Genomic DNA, 20,348 nt, shown 5'->3' on the forward strand with positions numbered 1-20,348 from the left:
GATGATCTTATCAGTCAAACAAGCGCAATCGACTTGCCCAGAACCTCAATTGAGACGTCACCAAACCCTCACAACCCCGTCACCCGCCCGTTGGGTACCGGCCGCCGAAAGGGCGGGGCCGGCTCAGTCCGGCCACACGCCCGTGGCCAGCAGGGTCTCGATCGCCGCGGTGTACGGCGCGATGTCCAGGCCCTGCCCGGCGAGCCAGGCGTCGGAGTAGTACTTGTCGAGGTAGCGATCACCTGGATCGCACAGAAGGGTGACGACACTGCCCCGGCGGCCCTCGGCCACCATCTCGGAGACGATCTTCAACGCGCTCCACAGCCCGGTGCCCGTGGAGCCGCCCGCCTTGCGGCCGATGGCCCGCTCCAGGGCCCGTACGGCGGCGACGCTGGCCGCGTCCGGGACCTTCATCATCCGGTCGATCGCGCCGGGCACGAAGCTCGGCTCCATGCGCGGCCGGCCGATGCCCTCGATCCGGGAGCCGCAGTCGCAGGTGACGTCCGGGTCGCCGGTGGTCCAGCCCTCGAAGAAGCAGGAGTTGTCCGGGTCGGCGACGCAGATACGGGTGTCGTACTGCATGTAGTGGACATAGCGTGCGAGGGTCGCGGAGGTGCCGCCGGTGCCGGCGGTGGCGACGATCCAGGCCGGCTCCGGGAAGCGCTCCAACTCCAGCTGGCGGAAGATCGATTCGGCGATGTTGTTGTTGCCGCGCCAGTCGGTGGCCCGCTCGGCGTAGGTGAACTGGTCCATGTAGTGGCCGCCGGTCTCCACCGCGAGGCGGGCCGACTCCTCGTACATCCTGCGCGAGTCGTCCACGAAGTGGCAGCGGCCGCCGTGGAACTCGATCAGACGGCACTTCTCGGCGCTGGTCGTGCGCGGCATGACCGCGATGAAGGGCACGCCGATCAGCTTGGCGAAGTAGGCCTCGGAGACGGCGGTGGAGCCGCTGGAGGCCTCGATGACCGGGCGGCCTGGGCGGATCCAGCCATTGCAGAGGCCGTAGAGGAAGAGGGAGCGGGCGAGGCGGTGCTTGAGGCTTCCGGTCGGGTGCGTCGACTCGTCCTTCAGGTAGAGGTCGATGCCCCACTGCTCGGGCAGGGGGAAGCGCAGCAGGTGCGTGTCCGCCGATCGGTTGGCGTCGGCCTGGACCTTGCGGACGGCCTCTTTCAGCCAGTCACGGTAGGCGGCGTCGCTGCGGTCGACGTCGAGGGTGGCGCCGGTCCGGGTCTGGTCGGTGGTGCTCACGGCGGTGCTCCTTAGGCTGGGCGCCGACGACGCCTCGGACGGTCGACAGCTTGAGCATAGGCATCTTTCACACCGCTTCCCACCTGCATAAACGCATCTTTGAGCCACCCAAAGCCACCCTGGGGCACGGGCGTGCGAGGCATGCGGGCGCGCATTGGCGGGAGTGCTCCGGGCGGCTTCCGCGGGCGCCTCGCGCGTACTGGTGTTCCCGGCCGCATCGGGGCAGACTGCACGCGACGGGACGATCGTCCCGAACGCAGGCGCACGCCGTCGCCGGACGCGGGCGCACACTGGATCGGACGCGAGCGCACACTGGATCGCGGGAGCACACGGCAAGGGGGCGGCGAAGGATGGCGGAGCCGGAGTTCACAGCCACGGGCGTGCGGATCGGCAAGCGGCTGCGTTCGCTCACCCGGGCCGGTCAGGTCCGGATCAACGACGGCAGGCTGGAGTTGCTCACCAGCTACGGCAGCGAGATCGACAGCGCCCCGGTGCAGGCGGTGCGCGCGTCCAGGCCGTGGTTCGGGCCGGACGACAAGGCGTTGGCCGACCTCAACGGCAAGCGGTACCTGCTGACGCTGGGCGAGCACGACCCCGCCCCCGGCGAGCCGGGTCCGCCCGCGGCGCGGCGGTTCATCGAGGCGGTGCGCCGGGCCGCCGGACGCGGCGGCTGAACGCCGTACGGCCGCCGGCCCTGGGGACGGGCCGCTCGTGTTACTCCGAGCAGCGGTCCGTCGCGGCGAGTTGCGGGACCGCATCCGCTGGGTCACGCTGGTCTCACGTCACTCTGGGTTTACCGGCGATAACGCTGCGAACCAGCCCGCCGGCCACGACAGCAGGCGGACGTTTGGACGCAAGCACCCTGCTGGATCCGTTGTTCTCCGTGTTCTTCCGGTCCGCTCGGACCTCTACATCGGGGAGTCGCAGCCGTGATCAGTCACCCAAGCAGGCACTGCACGGTGGAGCTCCAAGCCCTGCCGTCGCGGATCGGCCAGGTCCGCAGAATCGTATCTGCGCAGTTGCGCTACTGGCACATGGACGCGTTGATAGACCGGGCCGCGCTCGGTGTGACGGAGCTGCTGAGCAACGTTCACCGGCATGCCAGGCCCGACAAGTCGTGCACGGTCGAGCTGGAGCTGGCGCCGGACCGGCTCACGGTCTCGGTGCGCGACAACGACCCACGGCTTCCGGTGCCGGCCGACGTCGCGGACCTGCCGGACGGTGGTCCGCTGGCGACCTGCGGGCGGGGGCTGGCGATGGTGGCGGCGGTGAGCGAGAGCTGGGGTGCGCGGCCGGACGGCGAGAACGGCAAGGTCGTCTGGTTCACGCTGACCGCCCCGGCGGTGGTACGGCCGCAGCCGGCGCATGCCTCGCGCCGTGCCGCCGGCGTGCCTCCCGCGCCGGAGCCCGTCCGCGTCGGCACGGCGGCCAGGGCACCGGCGGGGACGCCTGTCGGCGCCGGGGTCGGGCTGAGTGCCGAAGCTCCCGTCGCGGCGGCTCCCGTGGCAGGCGCGGCTCGCTCTCCCGCCTGAGCGAGCGCAGGCTCCCGCCCGGTCGACCGTTCCCGGCCGACCGGGCGGTGACGGGGGCTCGGCCTCGCGGCGGCGCCCAACCGTCGGGTCGGTTCGGGCCGTACGCGAGTGCGGGTACGTCGTGGCCGGTCGTGTAGTTCCCCGCACCCCTGGGGAGTTGCGGCCGACGGAGCCATGGCAGCCGACGGCGCTGCAGTTCCCCGAGTGGCGCGGGGAACTACGCGACCAGCCCTTCACGCACCCGTGTTCGCCCACGATCCGGCTCGACCCGATGGGTGGGCGCCCGGCCCACGCCACGCGGTCACTCCGTCGCGATCGCCCGCAGGACGTCCAGCCGGGCCGCCCGCCGGGCCGGGTCGGTTGGACCGTGCGCGGCTGCGGGCAGGTGGCGGACCGGCCGCGCGATTCGCCACGACAACCCCAGCCGCCCAACAGACGCAGGGAACCGCGCGACCAACCCACCACGCACGCGCGGTCGCGCACGGCCCCACGCGTACGCGCGAACAGCCCACCACGCACCCGCGGTCGCCAACGGCCCGAACCGGCCCGGCGGACAAGCGCCCCGGCCCACGCGACGCAGTCACTCCGTCGCGATCGCCCGCATGACATCCAGCCGGGCCGCCCGCCGGGCCGGGCGCAGGCCTGCCAGCGCGCCGGCGAGGAGGCCGACCAGGGCCACCACCGCCAGGCGCGCGGGCGGGAGGGCGAAGGCGAACGCGGTGTCGCTCGCGCCGTCTGAGGCCTTCACCAGCACCCAGCCCAGGAAGGCGCCGAGGCCGAGGCCCCCGACCGTGCCGAACGCGGCGACCAGGACCGACTCCCAGCGGACCATGGCGCGCAACTGGGCGCGGGTCTGGCCGACGGCCCGCAGCAGGCCGAGTTCCCGGGTGCGTTCGTGCAGCGCGAGGGTCAGCGTGTTGGCGATGCCGAGCAGGGCGATGACCACCGCGAGGGCGAGCAGCGCGTAGACGAGGGTCAGCATCATGTCGATGCCGCCCGCCGAGGACTGCGCGTACTCGTCGCGAGTTTGCACAGAGGGGTTGCCGTACTGTGCGGCGACCTTCTTCACCGCCGCCTTGCCCGCGTCCGCGCTCACCCCGTGCCTGAAGGTGACGGCGATCAAGGTGTCGGCGTCCTGGGTGCGGTGCGGAGCCCATGCGGCGCGGGTGATGACATAGTCGCCGGCGAGTTCCGACTGGCCGTACAGGGCCCGGACGGTGAAGTTCCGCGTCTTGCCGTCGGTGAAGGTCAGCCTGGCCGTGTCGCCGGTGCGCAGATGCTGCCGCTCGGCCTCCTTCCGGGTGAGGGCGATGCCGTCGGAGCCGAGGCCCCGCAGGGAGCCGGTGACCGTGCCGAGGTCGAAGGTGCGGGCGAGCGCGGCCGGATCGGTGACGGTCAAGGCCCTTCCCTTCCCGTCGACTTCGGCGACCCCGCGGCCGAGTCCCACGGCCGTGTCCACCTGGGGCAACCGCTGGAGCGCTGGCGCGAGCCGGGGGCTCAGTCCGCTGCCGCCCGCGCCGAAGGACGGGCTGCTGACGGCGAGGTCGCCGGCGAACGACCGGGCCACCGTCTGGTCCATCGTGGCCTTCAGCGAGGCGCCGAAGACGGTGAACAGAGACACGACGGCCACCCCGATCATCAGCGCGCTCGCGGTGGCCGCCGTCCGCTTCGGGCTGCGCAGGGCGTTGCGCCGGGCCAGTGAGCCGGTGACCCCGCGCAGCCGGTCCAGGGGTCCGCCGAGCAGCCGTACGGCCGTGGTGGCGGCGACCGGGCCGAGGACCACGAAGGCCGCCAGGGCGAGCAGCGCGCCGAGTCCCGCCAGCCATACGGACGGGGAGACCAGGACGCCGGTCAGGGTCGTGGCGAGCGCCAGCGCGCCGAGCACACCACCGCTGACCGCACGGACGCGGGAGGCGCCGGAGGTGTCGACGGCCGTCTCGCGCAGGGCGGCGAGCGGCGCCGTCCGTCCGGCGCGCCGGGCCGGCAGGAGCGCCGATCCCAGGCAGACCACGATCCCCACGACGAGCGGCAGCACCATCGACAGGGTCTTGATCACCAGGTCGCCGTCGGGGAACGGGAATCCGATCGCCGGGAACAGCGCCTGGAGGCCCGCGGCGATGCCGATGCCGCCCGCGAGTCCGGTGAGGGACGCGGTGAGCGCGACGACGCAGGCCTCGGCGAGGGCGGCGGCGGTCACCTGGCGGCGGGCCGCGCCGAGGGCACGCAACAGGGCGTTCTCGCGGGTGCGTTGGGCGACCACGATCGCGAACGTGTTGTGGATGGAGAAGGTGGCGACGAGCAGGGCGACGCCGGAGAACACGAGCAGGAAGGTGGTGAAGATGGTCAGGAACTGGCTGGAGATCATGTCGGTGTTCTCCTGCGCCGACTGCTGACCGGTGATGGCCTCGACCCCCTTGGGCAGCACCGGAGTCAGCCGGCTGACCAGGTCCTTCTGACTCACTCCGGGCGCGGCCCGCACCGCGATGGACGCCGCCTGGCCGGGCCGCGCGGTGAGGTACTTCTCGGCGTCGGCCCGGGTCATGCCGGTGAACGTCACCTGGGCCATGCCGTCCTGGCCGCCGAAGGTGGCGAGCCCGACGATGGTGACCTTCACCGGATCCGGGGTGCGCAGGGTCGTGGTGTCACCGATCTTCAGACCGCCCTTCTTCGCGGCGCCCCGGTTCACCACGACCTCGCCCGGCCTCGCGGGAGCCCGGCCTTCGGCGAGCCGGTACGGGTTGAGGCGGGGGTCCGTGATCCAGTTCCCGGCCAGCGTGGGCGGTCCCTGGCCACCGACCGGTGTGCCGTCGGAGCCGACGAGCTGGCCGGCGCCCTGGATGTTCGGGACCGCGGCGGCCACGCCGGGCACCCGCTCGACGGTCTTCACCAGCGAGGTGTCCACCGGTCGCCGTACGCCCTGGGCCTCGCCGGGCGTGGTGATGGCGTCGGCGCCGCGTACGACGGCGTCCGTACCGCTGGTGGCCTCCCCGAACATGCTGTCGAAGCTGGCGCGCAGCGTGTCGCCCATGACGAGGGTGCCGGCCAGGAAGGCGATGCCGAGGAACACGGTGAGGAAGGTGCCGGCGAACCGGCGCCGGTGCGCGCGCAAGGACGTGAGGCTGAGCCGGAGCGACGCGTTCATGACCGCACCTCGAAGGCCTTCATGCGGTCCAGGACCCGGTCCGCGGTCGGCGCCTCCATCCGGTCGACCAGCCGTCCGTCGGCGAGGAAGAGCACCTCGTCGGCGTGCGCGGCGGCCACCGGGTCGTGCGTGACCATGACGACCGTGCGGTCCATCTCCCGCACGGCGGAGCCGAGGAGGCCGAGCACCTCGGCTCCGGAGCGGGAGTCGAGGTTTCCGGTCGGCTCGTCGGCGAAGACCACGTCGGGCTTCCCGGCGAAGGCCCGTGCCACGGCGACGCGTTGCTGCTGGCCGCCGGAGAGCTCCGAGGGACGGTGGTGCAGCCGGTCGCGCAGGCCGACGACGTCGACGAGCGCGTCGATCCACTCCCGGTCGCCGCGCCGGCCCGCCAGGTCCAGGGGCAGGGTGATGTTCTCCGCGACGGTCAGGGTCGGCACCAGGTTGAACGCCTGGAAGACGAAGCCGACCCGGTCCCGGCGCAGCAGGGTCAGGCGCCGGTCGTCCAGCGTGCCGAGTTCGGTGTCCCCGATGTAGGCGGCGCCGGAGGTGAGCGTGTCGAGGCCGGCCGCGCAGTGCATGAGGGTGGACTTGCCGGAGCCCGAGGGGCCCATGATCGCCGTGAAGCGCCCGGCGGGAAAGGAGACGTCGACGCCGTCCAGGGCGCGTACGGCGGTGTCGCCACCGCCGTACACCTTCACCGCGTCCACCACGCGGGCCGCGGCCCGCAGTGCGGTCGTGGTCATGCCGGACCTCCCTTGCCCGCACGGCCGAACTGCTCCTCCAGCACGGACAGGCGGCGCCAGTACTCGTCCTCGTCGATCTCGCCGGAGGCGAAGCGGCGGCCGAGGACCGCGAGCGGCGAGTCGCCCGCCGGGCGTGAGCCGTCCATGGGCCGCCAGGGGCCGCCGTGGCCGCGCCATCCGGTGCGGCGCAGGAAGGTGACGGCGCCGATCACGACGGCCGCCCAGATCAGCGGGAAGAACAGGATCCAGGGGCCGGGTCCGCCGCCGCCCCAGTCGGCCAGGGTCTGCATCTCGGGTCATCTCCCTCGTCGGTTCCGTGGTCCCCGTCTTCGGGGATGCCACGAGACTCCCTCTCGGACGGGGTCCGGGTCGTCGTGCGGCCGGCGGCAGTGCGGGTACCTCGCGGGGAGTACGGCGTGGGCGGCGAACTGCTCCCCCGGGACTCCCCGGGGACTGGCAGATTGTAACTACTAGTATGTACAGTAGTTGTATGAGCACCTCGGAACGACTGATCGAGTCCACCCGTGAGCTGCTGTGGGAGCGCGGGTACGTGGGCACGAGCCCCAAGGCGATCCTGGAGCACGCGGGTGCCGGCCAGGGCAGCATGTACCACCACTTCAAGGGCAAGCCGGACCTCGCCCTGGCGGCGATCCGGCGAACGGCGGAGGAGCTGCGCGCCACCGCTGAGGGGACCCTCAGCGGTCCGGGCACGCCGTACGAGCGCATCGAGGCCTATCTGCTGCGCGAGCGTGACGTCCTGCGCGGTTGCCCGGTCGGCCGGCTGACCATGGACCCCGACGTGATCGCCAGCGAGGAGCTGCGGGCACCGGTCGACGAGACGATCGCCGCCATCCGCGCGCGGATCGCCGAACTCGTCGAAGAGGGCAAGCGCCAGGGACAGTTCGCGCCGGAGCTGGACGGCGAGGAGATCGGCGCGGCCGTCCTCGCCACCGTGCAGGGCGGCTACGTCCTCGCCCGCGCCTCCGGCTCCCCCGCCGCCTTCGACGCCGGTGTCCGCGGGCTGCTCTCCCTGCTCGCGCCCCGAACGACCGGACAGGAGAACTGAGTCGGTGCACATCACCAGACGGCGTCCCGAGACACAGCAGGGTCCGGCAAAGAACTTCACCGGCACGGTCTGGCTGGACGAGATAGCCACCCCGGCCGCTCCCTCGCGCCTGCGCATGTTCAACGTCCACTTCGCTCCGGGCACCCACACGGCCTGGCACCGGCACCCGCACGGCCAGGTGCTGCACGTGCTGGAGGGCGAGGGGCTGGTGCAGCGCAAGGGCAGCGAGGTGGAGGCGATCCGCGCGGGCCACACGGTGTGGATCGAACCGGGCGAGTGGCACTGGCACGGCGCCGCGCCCCGCACCTTCATGACCCACCTCGCGGCCGTGGAGGCCGCCGAGGACGGCACGACGACCGAGTGGCACGCGCACGTGACCGACTACCCCGCCTGAGAAAGGGATGCGCGAGATGCATGCCATGCAGTACGAGTTCCCCGAACGGGCTGCCGTCGGGCGGTACTTCGGACGCTAGCGGGGGTGGAGTCGGCCGACCTCACCGGCACCCACACCCCCGCCGCGCCCTCCGCGGGCCGGACGCCGAAGCGCCTGACGCGCGGGTCTAGGGGGTGTGGGCGGGCTTGCTACGCCAGTAGTGGACGCCTGCCGCCCTGCCGTCGCGCAGGATCCTGCCGGCGTGGTCGATGCCGTCGCCGTGCGCCTCCAGTTCGCAGCGGACGACGCCGTCCGTCAACGAGTCCATGGCGCCGCATTGCGGGCCGACGGCCGCCCCTGCTTGCGTCCATCCGGGGTCCGTCGGCAGGCTGAACCGCTGGATTCTGACGATCCGGAACCGGTTCTCCCACGGGGCGCGCTGCATGAGCTCTCGGGCCACCTCGACGGGATCGTCATCGTCCTCTAGCCGTATCTGGCCGAGGCGGCCGGCGACTTCGAGATACGTCACGGCGGGGAGGTCGAGGAGTTCGTCCCCGGATTTGATCGTCGGGTACGGCCGGTCACTCATGACGACGCCTCCCCCGCCTGATGCCGCGCCATCTGTACGCGGAGATCCGACGCCTTCGACGGGTCGTAGTTCAGGTTGTTCGGGTCGTCGGCGTCCGCAATCTGGCGTGCCAGGGGCCCGCATACGTCGCATCCCGTTGTGGGCTTGGGAGGCCGATAGACCCACGGATACGTGAGCTGAATCGGGACATCCCGCAGAACCGTCTCTAAGAGGGCGTTAAGTCCCGTTCCTGATGATGTGGTGTCGCCCGTTCGTGGGTGATGGGACGGTTCCGTCCTCGTGTCATGTCGTGTGCATGATGGAGTCGCAGGCATGGAACCGATGCCGTACTCAACCGACTTGTCCGACGAGCAGTGGGCGTTGATCGAGCCGCTGGTCACCGCGTGGAAGCAGGAGCGGGTGGCGCGGTCGGCGACCGGGGACCCGGGCTCCTGCGACCTGCGCGAGGTCGTGAACGCGCTGCTCTACCAGAATCGGACGGGCTGTCAGTGGCGGCTCCTGCCACACGACTTCCCGGCCTGGTCGGCGGTGTTCTACTACTTCACCCTGTGGCGCCAGGACGGCCTCGACCAGCGGATCCAGGAGATCCTGCGCTGCCAGGTGCGGGAGCGGGCCAGACGATTAGAGGACCCGTCCCTGGTGATCATCGACACCCAGTCCGTCCGCGTGGCGGCCGGGGTGCCGAAGGAGACGACGGGACTGGACGCGAACAAGAAGACGCCCGGCAGGAAGCGGGGACTCGCCGTCGACGTGCTGGGCCTGATCATCGGTGTGGTGGTCCTGGCCGCGAGCGCGCACGACAACGAGGCCGGCATCGCCCTGCTGGACCAGGCGGCCGAGCGGTGCGGGATGCGCCTGGAGAAGGTCCTGGTCGACCAGGGCTTCAAGGACGCCGTGATCATCCACGGGGCAGTGAAGGACATCACCGTCGAGGTGGTCCGACGCAACCCCGACGACGAGGGCAAAGGCTTCGTCCCGCAACCGAAGCGGTGGGTGGTCGAGCAGGTCAACGGCACCCTCATGCTGCAGCGGCGCCTCGCCCGCGACTACGACCACCGGCCCGACAACGCGGCCTCCCGCGTCTACTGGGCCTCCACCGCCGGCATGCTCCGCCGCCTCACCACCCCCGCCCCACCTGGCGGGACGACGTGGAGCTGGCCGCGTGAACGTCTGCGAACTCCTGCGGCTGCTGCAGACCGAACACGATGAGACCGCAGCCCGCGCCGACAACCTGCGCGAGCAGATCGAGCGGCTCACCACCGACCTCGCCGAGACCGAGGCCCGCCTGGCCGAGCTCGCCGCCACCCGCAAGGTCATCGACGGCCTCACCCCTCCCGACCACGCAACGGCCCCCGCGGAGACCGCCAGTGCCACCGTCTACCAGCGCATCGTGACCGCGTTCAACGAGCACCCCGGGAAGGTGTTCCGCGTCCGCGATCTGCACGAGCACCTCGGCCTGCCCACCGACGAGCCCTCGATCAACGTCACCCGCTCCCGCCTGGGACGACTCGTCCGCCAGGGACTCCTCGAACAACCGGGACGCGGCCGCTATCAGAAACGGACTTAACGCCCTCTCAGACCATTTCTTGCCGAGACGGGGTGCGTGTCGCGCCCCGCCGACGCCGCTGCTCCGGATTCCGCGCAGAACTTCAGGTCATCCGCGGGGCGTATTCCACAGCCGTGTTGAGTGCGCGTCAACTCCGGCGCGCGGCGCGACCACCTCCGGGTCGTCGGGCGGGATGTCGACGGCCTTGCGGCGTCGGGGGGTGCGGCTGGGCGAGGAGCCGGGCCGGCCGGGTCCTGACTCCCTACCCGCTGCCATGGGCCTCAGCCCACCATCAGTGCCGATGCGTGGGGGGCGAGGAAATGGTCCATGACCAGTTCCGCGGCGCCCTGGGCCACCACTTGCTCGCCCACGGCCGAGCCCTGCACCAGGACCTTCTCACGCGCCGCCACCAGCTCGCGGGCGACGAGGTCGGGGATGACGGGGAGGAACACCGAGCTGAGCCGGTCCCACAGCGGGCCGCCCAGCACCACCCGCGGCACGTCCAGCAGGTTCACCAGCACCCCGAGGCCGACGGCGACCCGGCGCGCGGCGTGTTCGAGGATGCGGGTGGCGACGGCGTCGCCCGCGGAGGCACGGGCGCACAGCGCGGAGCAGGCGTCGTCGACCGCGATGTAGTCGTTCAGGTTCGGCAGCTGCATCAGGCCCACCCGGGCGGCCTGGAGTACGAGCGCCTCCGGCACGCACGCGGCAGCCAGACCCCCGCGGCGGCCGCTCCACTCCAGCTCTTCGGCGTCGGGGTCGACGACCAGGTCGCCGATCTCGCCGACGTTGTTCGTCGTGCCGCGGATGACCTGGTTGTCCAGCACGACCGAGGCGCCCACGCCGGATCCCAGGTAGAGGAAGACGAACGAGTTCGACGCCTCCGTGGAGGAGCGCAGCTCCGCCGTGGCGGCAGCGGTGACGTCCTTGTCGAGCAGGACCGGCAGACCGGTCGCCTCGTGCAGGTCCGCGCGCAGCTGGACGTTGCGCCAGTTGGGCAGTTGAGGCGGGTCGAGGAGCAGCCCGGCCTCGATGTCGAGCGGCCCCGGCGCCGCGATGCCCAGCCCGAGCACCCGGGCCCGGTCGATGTCGGCCTCGGTGATCAGACCGTCGACGGCGTCGGCGATGAAGGCGGTCACCTCCGACGGGTTCGTGGCCTGCGGCGTATGTTCCTGCCGTCCCAGCCGCACCTCGCCGGCGAGATCGAGGAGCACGATGGTCAGCCAGGCCGGGTCGATGTGCACGCCGACCGAGTACGCCCCGTCCGGCTCGGTGACCAGCGGAATGCTCGGGCGGCCGCGAGCGCTGCCATTTGGCGTGCTCTCGCAGATCAGCTGATCGTCTATCAGCCGCCGGGTGATGTTGGAGATGGTCTGCGAGCTCAGGCCGGACTCGCGCTGCAGGTCGGCCCGGCTGACTCCACGCGACCGGCGGACCAGCTCCAGCACCACCGCCTGGTTGAAGTCAGCCACCCGCAACTGGTTGCTACCTCGTCGCATGCACATCTCCTTGCGTCTGTCGAAGACCAGCACGATCGTCGCCGGTCTCGCTGTACTTAATCAAACCGATCGATGATCGTTTTGCAGTCTGGGCGACTCAGGGCCGACGAAGTACACGCCGCTTGCTTCCTGGTCAACACTCCTTGACGGGTTACGAATCTCCTGCTTACGATCGCCAAACTTTACCCGATCCATTTGATAAAAGCATGAAGTCGAACCACCCTCTGGAGAGGTGACGCGATGAGCCGCAATCGTGTTTTTGCCGCTGCCACGGCCGGGATATTGCTGACAGGAGGCCTCACGGCCTGCTCGAGCTCGGGCGGGGGCAACGGTGAGGACGGCCCGACGACCATCAAGCTGCTGGAGTTCCAGAAGGCCCGCGCCGATGTGGTGAAGGGCCTCCTCCCGGAGTTCGAGAAGGCGATGGCCAAGCAGGGTCGGGAGGTCAAGGTCGAGCTGGTCGCTGACCCCCTGACCGACGAGCAGTTCAAGACCAAGATCACGCAGCAGCTCCACTCCGGCACCGCGCCGGACGTCATCGACATGGGCGGCACCAACGTGACCGGCCTGGCCGGCGCCGGCTATCTGCTGAAGCTCGACGACTACCTGGACAAGTGGAACGGCTGGGATCAGTACTACGAGTCCGCGAAGGACGGCGCGCGCCAGCCCGACGGCAGCTTCTACTCCATCCCCCACGAGGCGAGCGTACAGAGCCTGTTCTACCGGAAGGACGTGCTGAAGCGGCTGGGCGTCGACACCTCGCAGCCGCGCACGTGGGACGAGCTGATCGACAGGCTGAAGCAGGTCAAGGACAAGACCGGTGAGGCCCCGATCGTCATACCTGCCGGAACTGCCTGGGGCGGCGGAACGTGGGCCGAGGGCTTCCTGCCCATCATGGCTGGCACCGGCAGCACCTTCTATGACGCCAAGTCGGCGAAGTGGAAGCTCGAGAGCACGGGCCTGTCGGCCACCTTCGGCCTCTACGACAAGCTGGTCAAGGACGGCCTGCTGCCGGTCCGGGACCTGCAGAACCCGAACCCCTGGGAGCCGACGAAGTACAAGAAGTTCCCCGAGGGCAAGCTGCCGGTCGCCGCCCAGGGCAGCTGGGGATGGAAGTACGACTGGGGCCCCGAAGGCGCGGCGCCGATCAAGGACGTCCGCGACAAGGTCGGCACCTGGGACTACCCGGCCCTGGTGCCGGGCACCAAGCCGTACTCGGTCAACGCCGGCGGCTTCGGCTACACCGTCAACGCCCACTCCAAGAGCCCTGATGCCGCCGTCGAACTGGCGAAGTGGCTGAGCACCGGGAAGGCGCTGGCCGAGCAGCTGGCCGCGGTGGGGGCGGTCGCGCCGCGCAAGGACCTCTCCGGTATCGCCCCGTACAAGGACGAGCCGTCGCTGCTCGAGGCCGAGCGCAAGCTGAAGACCAGCATCCTGCCGCCGCAGGGGGACGGCGCGGACCAGGTGTCGCAGGCGGTGCAGGGCGCGACGGCGGAGGTGCTGTCCGGCAAGGCGAACGGCGACCAGGCCGCCGCGGACTTCGCGAAAGAGGCCAAGGAACTGCTCGGCGGGAATCGGGTGGCGGAGTGACCACCGCCAAGGCCCTGCCCGACAGCCCGATTCCGCGGCGGACCAAGGTCCTGCCCGGCCGCACGGGTCCGCTGCGGGCCAAGGCATCGTCTGGCCCGCCGGGCCGGCGCTGGCGGGAGCGCGGCGTGCTGCCCCTGCTGCTCGGTCCGTCGGTCGTCCTGATAGCGGTCTTCGTGATCGCCCCTGCCTGCTACAGCGTCTATCTCGGCCTCACCAACACGCAGTTGACCGGCTTCGCCGCGCGCGACCCGCAGTTCGTCGGCCTGGAGAACTTCCGGAACCTGCTCGGCTCCGAGGACTTCCGCGCCTCGCTGGGCCGCACGGGCGAGTTCGTGTTCTGGTCGGCGATCATCGGGCAGACGGTGCTCGGCATGCTCGCCGCCCTGCTGCTGCGCCAGAAGTGGCTGCGCGGCAAGGGCGCCTTCGGGACGCTGATACTCCTGCCGATGGTGGTGCCCGAGGTCGTCGCATCGCTGACCTGGGCGAGCGTGCTGTCCTCCGATGAGGGCGGCACCTTCAACCGGCTGCTCGCCGTGTTCGGCTCCGGGGCGGCGGCTCCGCTGCAGGACCATCCGATGGCGTCGGTGATCATCATCAATGTCTGGCGCGGCATCGCGTTCGCCATGATCATGTTCCAGGCCGCGCTGGAGGACGTCCCCGACTCGCTGATCGAATCGGCGCGCATGGACGGTGCGAGCGCACTGCAGATCTTCCGGCACATCACGCTGCCGCTGATCCGCGGCCCGGTGTTCCTCTATCTGCTGCTCACCACCATCACGACGGTCGGCGTCTTCGGCCTGGTCTACTTCCTGACCCAGGGCGGCCCCGGACAGGGGACGGAGCTGACGTCCATCTACATCTTCCAGCACGCCTTCCAGTACTCCCAGATCGGCCTGGGCAGCGCCGCTTCCGTCATCCTTCTCGTCCTGCTGACGATCCTGGGCGCGACATACGCCCGGCTGGCCAAGGTGGAGGTCTGATGACAGCCACGACTACCGCCCGGCCCCAAGTGTCCGCCGGCCCCGTCCGACCGCCCCGTCGCAAGCCGACGTGGCAGATCGTCCAACGAGCGCTGCAGTACGGCCTTTTGGTGCTGCTGGCCCTGTTCTGCATCGTGCCGTTCGCGTGGGTCGTGTTCACGGCGCTGGACGCCAACGGCGGCCCTACGGTCAGGGTGCCGGCGTTCACCCTGGACAACTTCGTCCGGTTCTTCACCGACGGCGACACGCCGCGGCTGTTCCTGAACAGCTTCATCGTGTCGTTCGCGGCGACCGCGCTCAACCTGGCCTGCGGCGTCTTCGGCGCCTATGCGCTGTCCCGCTACCGGTTCCGCGGGCGCACGGCCTTCATGTACGCAATCCTGCTGATCCGAGTGATCCCGCCGCCGGCGACGATCGTGGCCCTGTACCTGCTGATGGTCAAGATGCAGCTGGACGACAGCTATCTCGGCCTGATCCTGGTCGAAGCCGCGGCCGCCCTGCCGATCACCTTGTGGCTGCTGAAGGGGACCATCGACGGCGTCCCGTATGAGCTGGAGGAGGCCGCCTGGCTCGACGGAACCACGCGGTTCGGTGCGATCCGCCGGATCATCCTTCCACTGGTCGGCCCCGGTCTCGGCGCCGCGGCGATGCTGACGTTCATGGCCGTGTGGGGCGACTTCCTCACCCCCCTGGTGCTGCTGCAGTCGCCGGACCTCTATCCGCTCTCGATCGGCCTGTTCCGCTCGTTCACCGCCTTCAACCAGGTCGACTGGGGCGTGCTCGCCGCGAGCGCACTCGTCTACATGGCGCCGCCGGCCGTGCTCTACATCTTCCTGCGGCGGCATCTGATGCGGTCGAGCCTGGGCGGCGCCATCAAGGGCTGACCGTTCCCCTCCTCCGCCTCCCCTGTCCTCGTCCGCCCCTACCCGTCACACCGCCGGCGACGGGCCGCTGTGCCCTGCCCGGCATCCCCAAGCCCCATGTTCTGCAGCAGTACGCAATGAGGAGACGCTCTCTTGACTGACGACAATCCGAATGGCCGGGTGCAGCTTGACGCCACCGCCCTGGCGATGCTTCGGGTTCGGCGGTTCACCAAGTTCCGGATCCGGCCCGCCGTCTACCGCGACACCCGCCCGACCCGGATCGCCGCGTGGACGGTCGGCGGTGAGCCCGTGCCGTTCGCCGACGCCGTGACGAAGCCGTTCGAGCCGTTCGCACTCGGCCGGTCATGGGGACGGCCCTGGGACACGACCTGGTTCGATGTCTCCGGCGAGGTACCCGAGGATTGGGCCGGGGACCAGACCGAGCTCGTCGTCGACCTGGGCTTCACCGGTGATCAGCCGGGTTTCCAGGCCGAGGCGCTCGTCTACCGACCGGACGGGGAGATAGTCAAGGCGATCGAGCCGTACAACGCCTGGGTTCCGCTGCCCGATCCCGGCCCGTTCCGGCTACTGATCGAGGCGGCCGCGAATCCGATCGTCCAGGTGCCGTACGAGTACGAGCCCACGGCGATGGGCGACAAGGCGACCGTCGGCGACGATCCGCTCTACCGGCTCACCGATCTCTCGGTCGCCCTGCGCGACCTGGAGGTGTGGGGCCTGCTGCAGGACGTGATTACCCTCGACGGCCTGGTCGACGTCCTTCCGGAGCACGGTGCACGGCGCGCGGAGATCGTGCACGCGCTGGAGCGGATGGTCGACGTTATGGATCCCGACGACGTGGCCGGGACTGCCGCGCTCGGGCGGGAGGTCCTCGCCCCGGTGCTGGCTAGCCGCGCGCCGGACAGCTCGCTGATCGTGTCGGCGGTCGGCCACGCCCACATCGACTGCGCCTGGCTGTGGCCGACCCGGGAGACCAAGCGGAAGGTGGCGCGGACGTTCGCCAACGTCCTGGATCTCAGCGAACGTCACCCGGAGTTCGTGTTCGCCGCCTCCTCGGCACAGCAGTACGCCTGGCTCAAGGACAGCCAGCCGCGCTTGTTCGAACGGGTCCGCAGAGCGGTCGCCGACGGCGTCATCCGCCCGGTCGGCGGCATGTGGGTCGAGTCCGACACCAACATGCCCGGAGGCGAGGCGCTGGCCCGCCAGTTCGTGCTCGGCAAGCGTTTCTTCGCCGAGGAGTTCGGGGTGGAGAGCGAGGAGGTGTGGCTGCCCGACTCGTTCGGCTACACGGCGGCGCTGCCGCAGATAGCCCGGGCCGCCGGCGCCCGCTACTTCCTCACCCAGAAGCCGTCCTGGAACGAGACCAACCCGATGCCCCACTCCAGCTTCCACTGGGAAGGCATCGACGGCTCCCGGGTGTTCACCCACTTCCCGCCGGCCGAGACATACAATTCCGACCTCGGCGCCGCCGACCTCGCCCGCACCGAGCGGACGTTCCGGCAGAAGGGGAAGGCGCGGCACGTCCTCGGGCTGTACGGATGGGGCGACGGCGGTGGCGGCCCCACCCGGGAGATGCTGGCCGCGGCCGAGCGCAAGCACGATCTGGACGGATCACCGCGGGTGCGGATGGCCGATCCGGACAGCTTCTTCCGCACTGCCGAGGCAGAGCTGCTCGAGCCTCCGGTGTGGGTCGGCGAGATGTATCTCGAGCTGCACCGCGGCACCCTGATCTCGCAGGCGCGGAGCAAGCGCGGCAACCGCCGCAGCGAAGCCCTGCTCCGCGAAGCCGAGCTGTGGGCGGCGACCGCGGCCGTCCGCCGCGGAGCCCCGTATCCGTACGACGAGCTGCAGCGGAGCTGGGAGACGGTGCTGCTGCTGCAGTTCCACGACATCCTGCCGGGCACGTCCATCGCCTGGGTCTACCAGGACGCCGAGCGGGATTACGGCCGGGTGGCGGACGACCTGGAGACCCTGATCGCGAACGCGCTCGACGCGCTCCGCGGCAGCGAGGAGGGCGAAGGCAGCGATCGCGGCGACACCGGCATCCCGGTCGCCGCCAACGCCGGCCCGTACCCGCTGCACGGCGTACCGGCGATGGGCCTCGGCCCGGCGACGCCGCCCGCGCCGGCCACGCCGCGCCGGGTGGACGACCGGATCGTGCTGGACGACGGAAAGCTGCACGTCGAGATCGACAGGCGTGGCACCCTTGTCTCGGTCGTCGACCTGGTCGCGGACCGGGAACTGCTGCCCCAGGGTACGGCGGGCGGCGTCCTCCAGCTCTTCCGCGACACCCCGCGGGAGTGGGATGCCTGGGACATCAACGACGAGGACAAGCGCAGCGGCCGCGACCTCGTCGAGCCGGTGTCGATCGACATCGTGGACGATGCGGTCGTGGTGCGGCACGAGCGCGGCAAGACGGTCATCACCATGTCCGTCCGGCTGTCCGAAGGCCGGATCGACTACGCCTTCGACATCGACTGGCACGAGTCGCAGAAGCTGCTCAAGCTTGCCTTCCCGCTGGACGTCCGGACGGATCGGTCCACCTCGGAGATCCAGTTCGGCCACCTGCACCGGCCGATCCACCAGAACACCTCCTGGGACGCCGCCCGGTTCGAGACCGTCGCGCACCGCTGGATCCACGTCGGCGAGCCCGGCTACGGCGTCGCCATCGCCAACGACGTGGTCTACGGCCACGACATCCGCAACGGGCAGGCCCCCAGCGGCCGCCCGATGACGACCGCACGACTGTCGCTGCTGCGGGCGCCCCGCTATCCGGACCCGTCCGCAGACCAGGGACGGCACGACTTCTCCGTCAGCCTTCGTCCCGGGGGAATCCCCGAGGCCATCGCGGACGGGTACGCGCGCCAGCTTCCGCTGCGCACGGTGCCGAGTGCCGCCGCTGAGCCGCTGCTCGAGGTCACCGATCCCGCCGTCGTCGTCGAGAGCGTCAAACTTGCCGAGGACCGCTCCGGAGATCTCGTCGTGCGCCTGTACGAGGCACATGGCAAGCGCTCGCGTGCGACGGTGAAGACCCGGTTCCGGTGGCACGAGGCCATCGCCACCGACCTGCTGGAGCGTGCCGTGGAGAGCGAGGCGGTCCGCAGCACTGCATCCGGTGCCGAGGTCGAGCTCGAACTGCGCCCGTTCGAACTCCTCACTCTCCGCTTCCGCGACCCCGTGGCCTGAGAGCGGGCCGGTGATCTCAGACATGGATGAGCACAACGGAAAGGGTCTCCACGATGTCGGTTGATCAGTCAGAGCTGCTCCCGCGGCCGGAGTAGCCCCGGCCGCGGATCCGGCGGGACCGCTGGCTGAACCTCAACGGCAGCTGGGAGTTCGAGATCGACCGGTCCGACACCGGCCGGGAGCGCGGTCTGGCCGAGCGGGAGCTGGCCGACGAGATCGTGGTGCCCTTCGCACCTGAGGCCACCCCGGCCGGAGTCGAGGAGCAGGACTTCATGCGCGCGGTCTGGTACCGCCGCATGATCACCGTCCCCCGCGAATGGGACGGCGACCGGGTGCTGCTGCACTTCGGTGTGGTCGACCACGACGCGACCGGTGGGTGAACGGGATCGAGGTCAGGCGCCACCGGGGCGGGTTCTCCGGCTTCACCTTCGACATCACCGACGCCGCCCCCGCCGGGGTGCCGGTGCCGCTCGTCCTCCGGGCCCGCGACGACCCGGAGGCCCCGCAGGCGCGCGGAAAGCAGTCGGCGCCGTACGCACCGCGCGCGGCCAAGTACTGGCGCACCACTGGCATCTGGCAGACCGTCTGGCTGGAGCCGGTGCCGTCGACCGCCATCCGTAGGCCCCGCATCACGCCGAACGTCGCGGCCGGAGCGCTCGACGTGGAGGTACCGCTTTCGGCGAACCTGCCCGGCGGTTCTTGGGGCGGGTCCCCTGAGCTGCTATCGCAGGTCTATCGCGGGCAGCGCGAAACAACGAAAAAGAGCGAGACCCAATGAGACTGGGTCCCGCCCTCTCGTGTGGGCATTCGCCCTGGTCAGAGCCGCATTGTTGCTGACTGTATGGCGGGTGCCCCCGGCAGGATTCGAACCTGCGCACACGGCTCCGGAGCCCAGATGAGCTCACTGGGCCTACACCCCTCTGACCTGCGCCGAAGCTGCCCGATCGCGAGCAGCTAACCAAGATCATTACGTCCCCATTACGCAGGTGACCTGTCGGGGTCGGGAAGCGCCCCGTATGGTCGGTCACATGATCTCGGGCAGCGACGGCAGGTGGGAAGACGGCGGCGACACGGGGTTCATGGCGGGGGGTACGGCGCCCGTCCTCCGAGACGCCTGCCGCTCCGCTGGCCTCGACCCGACCGGTGCCGAGTTGCTCCGCCTTGGCTCCAACGCCGTCTACCGCTTGGCCTCGGAACCGGTGATCGCCCGCATTGCTCGGGACCCTGCCGTTCTTCCTGAGATGGAACGAGCCGTAGACGTCGCCCGCTGGCTGGAGCAGTCCGGCTTCCCGGCTGCGCGCGTTCCGCGGGACATCGCCCAACCCGTGGTCGTCGGTGGCCGGGTCGTGACCTTCTGGGAAAGCGTCCAGGAGCGGGAGGAGTACGCCACGGTAGGCGAGCTTGCAGATCTGTTAAAGCGCCTCCACTGGCTGGAGGAGCCCGAATCCATGGGCCTGCCGTACTTCGACCCACACGTCAAGCTGGCCTCGTCCCTGGCGGGCCTGGACGGCATCTCAGACCGGGACCGAGAGTTTCTGGAGGTGCGTGCGGCCGAGCTGGTCAAGGAGTACGACCGCTTGGACTTCGTCCTTCCCTTCGGCATGATCCACGGTGACGCGAACATTGGGAACGTGCTCCGTCACCGTGACGGCCACGCCGTCCTGATCGATCTCGATGGCCTCGCCTTGGCTCCGCGTGAGTGGGACTTGATACTCACCGCGATCTACTACGAGCGGTACAGGTGGCACAGCCGTGAGGAGTATGCGGAGTTCGTCCACCGGTATGGCTTCGACCTGATGAACTGGCCCGGCTACGAGACCCTTGCGGACCTCCGTGAGCTGATGATGGTGGCGTGGATCGGGCACCAGGTGATGACGAGCGAGCGTTTCGCGGCCGAGTTCCAGAAGCGCATGCACTCCCTTCGGACCGGTGAGGGCCGGGACACGTGGGGCGCCTTCTGAACGACCTCGGAC

General features: G+C 70.3%; 17 protein-coding genes and 1 pseudogene. 12 read left to right on the forward strand and 6 right to left on the reverse strand.

All coding sequences use genetic code 11. The annotated features are described in order from the left end of the window. Window positions 1-123: 123 nt before the first annotated feature. The gene (locus ACIBJF_RS32740) at window positions 124-1,248 is read right to left on the reverse strand and encodes a PLP-dependent cysteine synthase family protein (RefSeq protein WP_356314790.1); all 1,125 of its coding nucleotides are present in this window, start codon (window positions 1,246-1,248) and stop codon (window positions 124-126) included. Between the two features lie 350 nt (window positions 1,249-1,598). Between ACIBJF_RS32740 and ACIBJF_RS32745 the strand changes: the two genes are divergently transcribed. Then, the gene (locus ACIBJF_RS32745) at window positions 1,599-1,922 is read left to right on the forward strand and encodes a hypothetical protein (RefSeq protein WP_330341538.1); all 324 of its coding nucleotides are present in this window, start codon (window positions 1,599-1,601) and stop codon (window positions 1,920-1,922) included. A 255-nt stretch (window positions 1,923-2,177) separates the two neighbouring features. Next, window positions 2,178-2,780 (forward strand): ATP-binding protein, encoded by a 603-nt coding sequence (locus ACIBJF_RS32750; RefSeq protein ID WP_399179171.1) that lies wholly within the window; start codon window positions 2,178-2,180, stop codon window positions 2,778-2,780. Window positions 2,781-3,360: 580 nt separating this feature from the next. Here the strand turns inward: ACIBJF_RS32750 and ACIBJF_RS32755 are convergent. Genes ACIBJF_RS32755 through ACIBJF_RS32765 form a run of 3 tightly spaced genes read right to left on the reverse strand, consistent with a single transcriptional unit; the run spans window position 3,361 to window position 6,955 of the window. Further along, window positions 3,361-5,922, reverse strand: a complete 2,562-nt coding sequence (locus ACIBJF_RS32755; RefSeq protein ID WP_399179173.1) for an ABC transporter permease — start codon at window positions 5,920-5,922, stop codon at window positions 3,361-3,363. Next, window positions 5,919-6,665 (reverse strand): ABC transporter ATP-binding protein, encoded by a 747-nt coding sequence (locus tag ACIBJF_RS32760; RefSeq protein ID WP_351804735.1) that lies wholly within the window; start codon window positions 6,663-6,665, stop codon window positions 5,919-5,921. Before ACIBJF_RS32760 ends, ACIBJF_RS32755 begins: the two co-directional genes overlap by 4 nt. Beyond that, window positions 6,662-6,955 carry an SHOCT domain-containing protein gene (locus ACIBJF_RS32765; protein WP_399179175.1) on the reverse strand — a complete coding sequence of 98 codons (294 nt, stop codon included), beginning with the start codon at window positions 6,953-6,955 and terminating at the stop codon, window positions 6,662-6,664. Before ACIBJF_RS32765 ends, ACIBJF_RS32760 begins: the two co-directional genes overlap by 4 nt. Window positions 6,956-7,140: 185 nt before the next feature. Here ACIBJF_RS32765 and ACIBJF_RS32770 point away from each other — a divergent pair, with 185 nt between their 5' ends. Together ACIBJF_RS32770 and ACIBJF_RS32775 are read left to right on the forward strand one after the other, a co-directional pair. Beyond that, window positions 7,141-7,731, forward strand: coding sequence for a TetR/AcrR family transcriptional regulator (locus ACIBJF_RS32770; RefSeq protein WP_399179177.1), 591 nt, complete (start codon window positions 7,141-7,143; stop codon window positions 7,729-7,731). A gap of 4 nt (window positions 7,732-7,735) precedes the next feature. Next, complete coding sequence (locus ACIBJF_RS32775; RefSeq protein WP_399179178.1) at window positions 7,736-8,125, forward strand: cupin domain-containing protein; 390 nt, start codon at window positions 7,736-7,738, stop codon at window positions 8,123-8,125. 166 nt (window positions 8,126-8,291) lie between these two features. Here ACIBJF_RS32775 and ACIBJF_RS32780 read toward each other — a convergent pair whose 3' ends face one another. Beyond that, the gene (locus tag ACIBJF_RS32780) at window positions 8,292-8,693 is read right to left on the reverse strand and encodes a hypothetical protein (protein WP_399179180.1); all 402 of its coding nucleotides are present in this window, start codon (window positions 8,691-8,693) and stop codon (window positions 8,292-8,294) included. Window positions 8,694-9,005: 312 nt separating this feature from the next. Here ACIBJF_RS32780 and ACIBJF_RS32785 point away from each other — a divergent pair, with 312 nt between their 5' ends. Together ACIBJF_RS32785 and ACIBJF_RS32790 are read left to right on the forward strand one after the other, a co-directional pair. Beyond that, window positions 9,006-9,902, forward strand: coding sequence for an IS5 family transposase (locus ACIBJF_RS32785; protein WP_399179182.1), 897 nt, complete (start codon window positions 9,006-9,008; stop codon window positions 9,900-9,902). Beyond that, window positions 9,856-10,260 (forward strand): type IV toxin-antitoxin system AbiEi family antitoxin domain-containing protein, encoded by a 405-nt coding sequence (locus ACIBJF_RS32790; RefSeq protein ID WP_399179184.1) that lies wholly within the window; start codon window positions 9,856-9,858, stop codon window positions 10,258-10,260. The genes ACIBJF_RS32785 and ACIBJF_RS32790 overlap by 47 nt, the downstream gene beginning before the upstream one ends. Before the next feature lie 260 nt (window positions 10,261-10,520). Here ACIBJF_RS32790 and ACIBJF_RS32795 read toward each other — a convergent pair whose 3' ends face one another. Next, on the reverse strand, window positions 10,521-11,738 hold the full coding sequence (locus ACIBJF_RS32795) for an ROK family protein (protein ID WP_399179186.1): 1,218 nt from the start codon (window positions 11,736-11,738) through the stop codon (window positions 10,521-10,523). A gap of 240 nt (window positions 11,739-11,978) precedes the next feature. On the opposite strand from ACIBJF_RS32795, the gene ACIBJF_RS32800 reads away from it, so the two are divergent. The 6 genes and pseudogenes from ACIBJF_RS32800 to ACIBJF_RS32825 all read left to right on the forward strand — a co-directional run bounded on the left by ACIBJF_RS32800 (window position 11,979) and on the right by ACIBJF_RS32825 (window position 20,336). Beyond that, the gene (locus ACIBJF_RS32800; RefSeq protein ID WP_399179187.1) at window positions 11,979-13,328 is read left to right on the forward strand and encodes an ABC transporter substrate-binding protein; all 1,350 of its coding nucleotides are present in this window, start codon (window positions 11,979-11,981) and stop codon (window positions 13,326-13,328) included. Next, window positions 13,325-14,308, forward strand: a complete 984-nt coding sequence (locus tag ACIBJF_RS32805; protein WP_356314054.1) for a sugar ABC transporter permease — start codon at window positions 13,325-13,327, stop codon at window positions 14,306-14,308. Before ACIBJF_RS32800 ends, ACIBJF_RS32805 begins: the two co-directional genes overlap by 4 nt. Beyond that, window positions 14,308-15,192: a carbohydrate ABC transporter permease gene (locus tag ACIBJF_RS32810; RefSeq protein ID WP_399179189.1), complete on the forward strand. Its 885-nt coding sequence runs from the start codon at window positions 14,308-14,310 to the stop codon at window positions 15,190-15,192. Before ACIBJF_RS32805 ends, ACIBJF_RS32810 begins: the two co-directional genes overlap by 1 nt. 186 nt (window positions 15,193-15,378) lie before the next feature. Further along, complete coding sequence (locus tag ACIBJF_RS32815; protein WP_399179222.1) at window positions 15,379-18,375, forward strand: alpha-mannosidase; 2,997 nt, start codon at window positions 15,379-15,381, stop codon at window positions 18,373-18,375. Between the two features lie 107 nt (window positions 18,376-18,482). Next, window positions 18,483-19,069: pseudogene (locus ACIBJF_RS32820) on the forward strand (sugar-binding domain-containing protein); the annotation flags it as partial. Window positions 19,070-19,403: 334 nt separating this feature from the next. Next, window positions 19,404-20,336: a phosphotransferase enzyme family protein gene (locus ACIBJF_RS32825; protein WP_399179191.1), complete on the forward strand. Its 933-nt coding sequence runs from the start codon at window positions 19,404-19,406 to the stop codon at window positions 20,334-20,336. Window positions 20,337-20,348: the final 12 nt, after the last annotated feature.

Source organism: Streptomyces sp. NPDC050743 (genome assembly GCF_044456925.1).
Taxonomy (GTDB): domain Bacteria; phylum Actinomycetota; class Actinomycetes; order Streptomycetales; family Streptomycetaceae; genus Streptomyces.